A 7,567-nucleotide genomic window follows, 5' to 3' on the forward strand; every position below is an offset into this window, starting at 1 on the left:
AGGTCGTCGGGCAGGATCACATCACCGGCGCAGGCGGCGCGATCGGGCGGATGGTGGCGGCGGGACGGCTGTCGTCGATCATCCTCTGGGGACCGCCCGGCACCGGCAAGACGACGATCGCGCGCCTCCTCGCCGACGCGGTCGATCTGCGGTTCGTCGCGATCTCCGCGGTGTTTTCGGGCGTGGCCGATCTGAAGAAGGCGTTTGCCGAAGCCCGCGACCATGCGCGGCTGGGCAAGCGTACGCTGCTGTTCGTCGACGAGATCCACCGCTTCAATCGCGCGCAGCAGGACGGGTTTCTTCCCTATGTGGAAGACGGCACGGTGACGCTGGTCGGCGCGACGACGGAAAACCCGTCCTTCGAGCTCAACGCGGCACTGCTCAGCCGTGCGCAGGTACTGATCCTCGAGCGACTGGGCCGCGGCGCGCTCGAGCTGCTGCTGACCCGCGCGGCGACGCTGATGGACCGCCCGCTCCCGCTCACGCCCGAGGCGACCGATGCGCTGATCGCCAGTGCCGATGGCGACGGACGGTTCCTGCTCAACCAGGCCGAGACGCTGTTCTCGGTCGAGCTGCCCGAACCGCTCGATCCGGCGGGGTTGTCGAACTTCCTCCAGCGCCGCGTCGCGGTGTACGACAAGGATCGCGAAGGGCATTACAACCTCATCAGCGCGCTGCACAAATCGATCCGCGGCAGCGATCCACAGGCGGCGCTCTATTATCTTGGGCGGATGCTCACCGCGGGCGAGGAACCGCTATTCCTGCTGCGCCGCCTGACGCGCGCCGCGGTCGAGGATATCGGCCTCGCCGACCCCCAGGCGCTCGTGCAGTGTATCGCCGCCAAGGACACCTATGATTTCCTCGGCAGTCCGGAAGGCGAACTCGCGATCGCCCAGGCCTGCGTCTATCTCGCCACCGCACCCAAATCGAACGCGGTCTACAAGGCGCAGAAGGCTGCCTGGAAATCGGCCCGCGAGACGGGGTCGCTGATGCCGCCGGCCGCGATCCGCAACGCCCCCACCAAGCTCATGCGCGATATCGGCTATGGCAAGGGCTATGCCTATGACCATGATGCCGAGAACGCCTTTTCGGGGTCGAACTATTGGCCCGACGAGATGACGCCGCAGACCTTCTACGCGCCGACCGACCGCGGGTTCGAGAAGCGTATTGCCGAACGCCTCGCCTGGTGGGACGAACGCCGGCAGGCCAAGGACGCCTAGCCGCGCATGAACGCGTGTGAGACGATCGGATTTCCCGCGCCCCGCCGGGTCGATCTGCCCTGCGTGCGTCCTCGATGACTCCCGATCACTTCGCGCAGTTCGTCGCGATCGACTGGTCCGGCGCGAAAGGACAGCGGCACAAGGGGATCGCCGTTGCGATCTGCGGCCCTGATCACGCTGCCCCGACGCTTGTCTCCGCACCGGACGGGATCTGGTCACGCCAGGCGGTGCTCGACTGGCTGGTCGCCCGCCGCGACCTGCCGTTGCTTGCCGGGTTCGACTTCAGCTTTTCCGCCCCCTTCGTGACCCGTGGTGCGCATCTGCCCGGCGAACCGCCGACCGCCGATGCCCGCGCGCTCTGGGCAATGGTCGACGCGCAAAGCGACGATCCCGATCTCGGCGCCGCATCGTTCATCGAGCGCCGCCGCGGCACGCATTTCTATCTCGGCGCGGCGGATGGGACCAAGGCGGATTTCCTGCACTGGCGTCGGTGCGAGATGCCGGACGACGGCAGCCGCAAACCCTCGACCGTGTATGACGCGATCGGCGCGGCGCAGGTCGCCAAGGCGAGCTTTGCCGGGATGCGCCTGCTGCACCGTCTCGACGGACGGATCCCGGTCTGGCCGTTCGATGCGCCGCCGCGATCAGGCGCCGCGATCGTCGAAATCTATACCAGCATCGCCGCGCGCGCCGCGGGGCGCCCCGTCGGTCGCAGCAAGATGCGCGACGGCGCGACCCTCGACGACGCGCTCGCCGCGCTCGGCTCCGCACCGCACCACCCCCTCGCGCGCTATGACGACCATGCGACCGACGCGATCCTGACCGCGGCCTGGCTCCGCGCCAATGCGAGGAACGCCGATTTCTGGTGTCCTCGGGCGATGACTTCGCTTATTGCTGCAACCGAAGGCTGGACGTTCGGCGTCACCTGACGCATGAGGCGCCCGCTGCCGGTTTAGCTCAGTTGGTAGAGCGCCAGTTTTGTAAACTGGATGTCGCGGGTTCGATTCCTGCAACCGGCACCATTCCTCCACCCGACCGCACCACCGCGCGCGCCCTCAGATAGCTGTGGCGTAGAGCGCATGGTGGGTGAGGATGAAGAGCGTGTGGTTGTCGGGGCCGCCGATCACCAACTGCAGCGGACGGTCGGGCACGTCGATCCGCCGGACCAGCGCGCCGCCGGCGTCATAGACGAACACCTGCCCATTGGCGACGTAGAGCCGGCCCGCGGCATCGCGCGCGACGCTTTCGCCACCGCGATCGGCCACCGGCTTCAGGTCGGTGACCCTGCCCTGCGCCCCGACCAGACCGCTATAGGTGCGGTTCTCCGACGCATTGGTCAGGACGACGCGCTCGCCGGGCCGCGCGGCGACGAAGCCGTTCGCGTTGAGCGTATCCGACCAGCGCCATCCCTGATGATCGTCCGGCCCCTGATTCCACACGCGAAAGGCAGGCAGCGCGAGCGAACCGTCGGGCGACACATAGTGCGCCGCCTTGGCCTCGCCCATCTTCGCCGCGAACAGGTCCGCCATCGTCGGATACTGATAGCTGACGGGATCGATCCGGTCCGCGAATTCGCCGTTTTCCCAGACGTTGACCGGCAGCACGGTGGCGGCATCCCTGTTCGCCGGGCCGGACTCGGCGATCGCGGTCGGCGCGATGACCTGGACGTCGGCGGACTTTGCCGGATCGATGCTGTAGACCGTGGCATCGCGTCCTGCCGACGACAGGACCAGCAGCCGCCCCGATCGATCTACCATCAGATTGACCGGATCGAGTGGTGCCTCCGCGACGATCGACAGACCTTCGCGCTTCGACCAGCCGTGAATGCGCTGGAAATGGCGGTCGATAAAGTAGAGCTTGCCGTTCGCGTCGACCGCACCGCCGGCGATCGAATAAAAGCCGTCGGCGAGCTTCTCGACCGCCGCCGGAGCCGGAGCCTTGGGCGCGGGAGTCGCAGGAACGTCGAGCCGGGCGAACTCGCGCTCGCGGACCTCCTGCCCGCCGGTGATGTCCTTGATCGCGTTCTCGAAGGGATATTTGCTCGCCCGCAGGAAGGTGCCGCAGCCCTTGGCATCGCAGCTCGCAAACCCGCTCTCCGCGTTCACATGGACGTTGCGGAAGCGGATATCGCCCGACTCGTAGAGCTTGATCGCCGCATCCATCGGCTTGATCGAGCGGGTGACGCGGTAGCCGTGATAATTGGCGAACAGGATGTTGCGCGAATGGCGGATCTCGGTCGAGATCGCGTCGACGCCGTCCCGAACCTCCTGCTCGGTCTGCGGCGCGAGGAATTCCCAGTTCGCGACATGATCGAGCACGATTTCGGCGCGATAATGATGCTCGGCCGACAGCTGGTAGACATGGCCCGGCGTGCTGGTGTTCGACACGTGAAACCCCGCCGATGCCAGCGTGTTGGGGGACCACAAGGCGGCAAAGGTGCCGCCACCGCCGTCCGTCACCCATATGCTGGGATATTGCCCGTCGAAGCGCGCACGCGGGTCGCCGAAGCCGATCGGGCTTCCCTTGGTCAGCGCGGTGCCGCCGCCGCCCTGGATCTTGACGTCGTTGACCATCGACGCCTCGCCCGCCTTCCACAGCAATGCGGTCGCGCGCGGGTTGACCCCACCGGTCCACAGCCCCAGCCCGGACACGATCGCATCGCCCCCCTTGGCGCTTTCGATCAGCGCCTTGGGGCCCCCGACCCCCATGAAGGCCGGTGTCGCATCGGCGAGATAGAGATGCGTGAGCCCGGGATGCAGCGCGATCAGCACGGTGTCGGGCCGGAGGCGGATCGTGTCGGTGACGCGGTAGCGCCCGGTCGGGAAATACAGCACGCGGTGCGTGTCGACCGCGCGCTGCAGCGCGGCGGTATCGTCGGTCTCGTCGTCGCCTTTGACGCCGAGATCATGGACATTGGCCCAGTCCTGAACCGGCGGCATTGCCCGGATTGCGCGCGCGGGCCGAGCGGGCGAGCGAGCGAGCGGCGTCATCGCGATGTCGGTCGCATAGTCGCCGATCGCACCCAGCGCCGGCAGCTTCAGGCCATAGGAGAAGTCGCTGACCCGGTAGCGCGCGCCCGATCCCGCCACCGTCTTGCCGCTGTCGCGAAACCGCACGAAGACCGGGGTGTCGACCGCCACCGCATTGTCGAACCCGATCTGCGTGAAGACGCTGCCCTCGTTCGAGACGACGACGCCCGCACGCGTCACTTTTTCGAACCGGACGTCCTTCCCCCACAGCGAATCCGAATAGCCGCGATCGATCTCGATACCGACCGGCGTGTCGCGGATGACGACGTTGACCAAAGTCAGATCGACCTCATGCTCGCGGATCGCAGCATCGCGCTGCCCGGAAAACTCCGAATCGAGCAGCGTGAACTGCCAGGCGGGCGACGTCTTTTCCGACATGATGCCATAGCGCCCACCGAAGAAGCGCAGGTTCTCGAAGGCATTGCCTGCCTGATAGACGCCCGCCAGCCCCGATCCGATATGAAAGTCGGCATGCCGCAGATAGCCATGCTGCGCGACGCGGAAGCGCACCGCGACCGCGCCTGCATTCCCCGCGCCGATCCGGAAGTCGACGTTCGACAGCGCCGAATAGAAGGTGCTCGACGTCGCGTCGAAGATGCTCGGATCGAACGGCACGCTGGTCCGCGGCGGCACCGGTGCCTTGCCGACCCGGTATTGATCCTCGCCGGTGAAGCTGACCATCGCGGCCACCCCGGATGCGAAGCCCGCACTGTTATCGGCGAGCAGGATCTCGGGCCGGGTCGCTCCCACCCCGAACAGGCGAACCGCCGAGCGGACGAAGATCGTCCGGCTGATCCGGTACCGGCCCGATGGCAGGAAGACGACGCCGCCCTTGCCGCCCGCCGCCGCCGCGTCGATCGCCTGCTGGATCGCCGCGCTGTCATCGGCACGGCCATCGCCGACGCCGCGGACCGTGATCGCCCGCGGATCGGCCGGCGCGGTACGATAGACCGACGTCGTCCCGGCGAACGCCGGGGTCGCGAGCAGCAGCAGCGCCGTGCCCGCCAGCCATTTCACGTCCATCATTCATCTCTCCGTGAGTGCCGCCCGGGTACCGGCCTAATGCAAGCCGCTGATCGCTTCAGGCGCGACAAAGGTCGTAGCCGGGTCAGGCCGCCTGCAGCATCAGCGTATGCGCGAGCACCGCGACCTGCGTGCGGTTGCGCACGTTGAGCTTGCGCATCAACGCGGTCATGTGCGCCTTCACGGTCGCTTCCGCGATGCCGAGATCGAAGGCGATCTGCTTGTTGAGCAATCCCGAATGCACCCCGCGCAGGACCTTGATCTGCGTCGGCGTCAGCCGCGGCAGCGGCGCGCGCATGGCAAGCGCCTGGCCCGCGTTCGAGATCGCGTTCGAGGTCGTGGGGGCGTGCTGGATTTGCCGTGCGGTCTGGGCAGTCCCGTCCATGGTCATCCTCCTCTGCTGTCGGCTTTTCACGCCCCGGTCGATCGCCGCGGTCAAAGGCTTTTCAGTGCCGGCCCATCGATCTCTCTTGCGGAGTCGGTTGGACAGGTCCTCACTATGCCTCCGCATTTTCACGGTGATCAAGCCTTTTCGGTGTCGTCAGACAGAAACCTGTCCTACAGCTGTTATCAAACCGGCAGGCGAACGCGTCGTCGGATCATTGGGAGTGATGTCGATGATGCAGTCACAGCGCGGTCGCACGCGAACGAACGGCACCCATCCGTGATCGGCGGCGACCTGAGGCTCGTGATCGCGGCGCTGGCGGGCATCGCGCTGGCCGTCGTGATGATCGTCCGCGGCCGGCTGCATCCCTTTATCGGCCTGTTGTGCGGCGCGTTCACCGTCGGGCTGCTGGCCGGCCTGCCGCTGCCCGACGTCGCCAAGGCGGTGCAGAAGGGGGTCGGCGACATCATCGGCGGGACCGGTCTCGTCGTCGCGCTCGGCCTGTCGCTCGGCGCGATGCTGCATTTGTCGGGGGCCGCGGCGTCGCTCGCCCGCGGCGCGCTGCAGATGACCGGCGCACGCGCCGCCCCCTGGGCCACGCTGGGCATCGCGATCGTCGTCGGCCTGCCGCTGTTCTTCGAAACCGGGCTCGTCCTGCTGCTGCCGATCGTCGTCGCCGCCGCGGAGGAAATGACGGGCGAGGACGGCCCGGTACGGGATGCCGCCAAGCTCCGGCTGATCATGCCCGCGCTGGCCGGGCTCGGCGTCGTCCATGCGCTCGTCCCGCCGCATCCGGGTCCATTGCTCGCGGTCGAGGCGCTGGGCGCGGATCTGGGGCGGACGATGCTGTACGGCATCCTGATCGCGATCCCCACCGCGGTGATCGCGGGTCCGCTGCTGGCGAAGATCACGACGCGCGGCGTCCGGCTGGCGTCACCGGTCGCGACCGACGCCGGGCTCGCCATAGCACCGCCGCCGCGGCTCTGGTCGCTGCTGATCGTGCTGCTGCCGGTGCTGATGATCGCGACGGGCGAGCTGGGCCAGATGATGCCCGCGCTGAAGGGGGCGGGCTGGCTCGTCGCGGCGAGCAACCCGGTCGTCGCGCTGCTGCTGACCAACCTCGTCGCGCTGCCGCTGCTGTTCGGGCGACGGCTGCGCGAGGCGGCGATCCAGGACGCGGTGTGGCATGAAACGATGGGCGCGGCGGGGGCAATCCTGCTGGCGATCGGCGCGGGCGGCGCGCTGAAACAGGTGCTGGTGACCGCCGGGCTGTCCGACCTGCTCGCCCGGACGGTGTTGATGTACGCGATCTCCCCGCTGCTGCTGGGCTGGCTTGTCGCGGTCGCGATCCGGCTCGCGGCGGGGTCGGCGACGGTCGCGACGATCACCGCGGTCGGGATCATGCCCGGCGTCGTCGCGAATTCGGGCGTATCCCCCGAACTCGTCGTGCTCGCGATCGGCGCGGGCTCGGTCTTCTTCAGCCATGTCAACGATCCCGGCTTCTGGCTGGTCAAGAGCTATGTCGGCACGAGTACTGCCGACACCTTCCGCACCTGGTCGCTACTCGAGACCGCGATCTCGGTGGTCGGCCTCGTCCTCGTCCTGGCGCTGAGCTATGTCGTCTGAGATGGGACAGGATGCGGTGACGAGAGGGGGCGGGTGCCCGTGAGCGAGGGGCGGCTGGCGGATCGCGCCTATACCGCGATCGTGCGGATCATCACCGACGAGGAACTCGCGATCGGCGACCGGCTGCCATCGGAGGCGAAGCTCGCGGCGATGTTCGGCATGTCGCGGACGATCGTCCGCGAGGCGCTGGCCCGGCTCGCCTCGGACGGCATTACCCAGGCGCGGCTCGGCGCCGGCTCCTATGTCAAGCGGCGGCCGTCCGCACGGCTCGGCACGCACATGCC

At 67.9% G+C, this 7,567-nt stretch carries 6 protein-coding genes and 1 tRNA gene; 5 read left to right on the forward strand and 2 right to left on the reverse strand.

Going from position 1 to position 7,567, the window contains the following annotated elements:
• From sphsw_RS04810 to sphsw_RS04820, 3 genes are all read left to right on the forward strand, one after another.
• The coding region (locus tag sphsw_RS04810) for a replication-associated recombination protein A (RefSeq protein WP_031439615.1) at nt 1-1,220 on the forward strand (1,220 nt) is incomplete at its 5' end.
• Between the two features lie 74 nt (nt 1,221-1,294).
• Entirely contained in the window at nt 1,295-2,149 is an 855-nt protein-coding gene (locus tag sphsw_RS04815) for a hypothetical protein (protein WP_031439616.1), read from the forward strand.
• 17 nt (nt 2,150-2,166) lie between these two features.
• A tRNA-Thr gene (locus sphsw_RS04820) sits at nt 2,167-2,242 on the forward strand.
• A 33-nt stretch (nt 2,243-2,275) separates the two neighbouring features.
• On the opposite strand, the gene sphsw_RS04825 is transcribed toward sphsw_RS04820, so the two are convergent.
• Nucleotides 2,276-5,272 (reverse strand): glycosyl hydrolase family 28-related protein, encoded by a 2,997-nt coding sequence (locus sphsw_RS04825; protein ID WP_152555397.1) that lies wholly within the window; start codon nt 5,270-5,272, stop codon nt 2,276-2,278.
• Nucleotides 5,273-5,357: 85 nt separating this feature from the next.
• Nucleotides 5,358-5,570, reverse strand: a complete 213-nt coding sequence (locus sphsw_RS04830; protein WP_037529849.1) for a helix-turn-helix domain-containing protein — start codon at nt 5,568-5,570, stop codon at nt 5,358-5,360.
• 366 nt (nt 5,571-5,936) lie between these two features.
• On the opposite strand from sphsw_RS04830, the gene sphsw_RS04835 reads away from it, so the two are divergent.
• Both sphsw_RS04835 and sphsw_RS04840 read left to right on the forward strand, forming a co-directional pair.
• Entirely contained in the window at nt 5,937-7,283 is a 1,347-nt protein-coding gene (locus tag sphsw_RS04835) for a GntP family permease (protein ID WP_031439619.1), read from the forward strand.
• A 39-nt stretch (nt 7,284-7,322) separates the two neighbouring features.
• A partial coding sequence (locus sphsw_RS04840; protein ID WP_042466588.1) for a FadR/GntR family transcriptional regulator occupies nt 7,323-7,567 on the forward strand: 245 nt, incomplete at its 3' end.

It is taken from the genome of Sphingomonas sp. FUKUSWIS1 (genome assembly GCF_000733135.1).
GTDB lineage: Bacteria > Pseudomonadota > Alphaproteobacteria > Sphingomonadales > Sphingomonadaceae > Sphingomonas > Sphingomonas aerolata.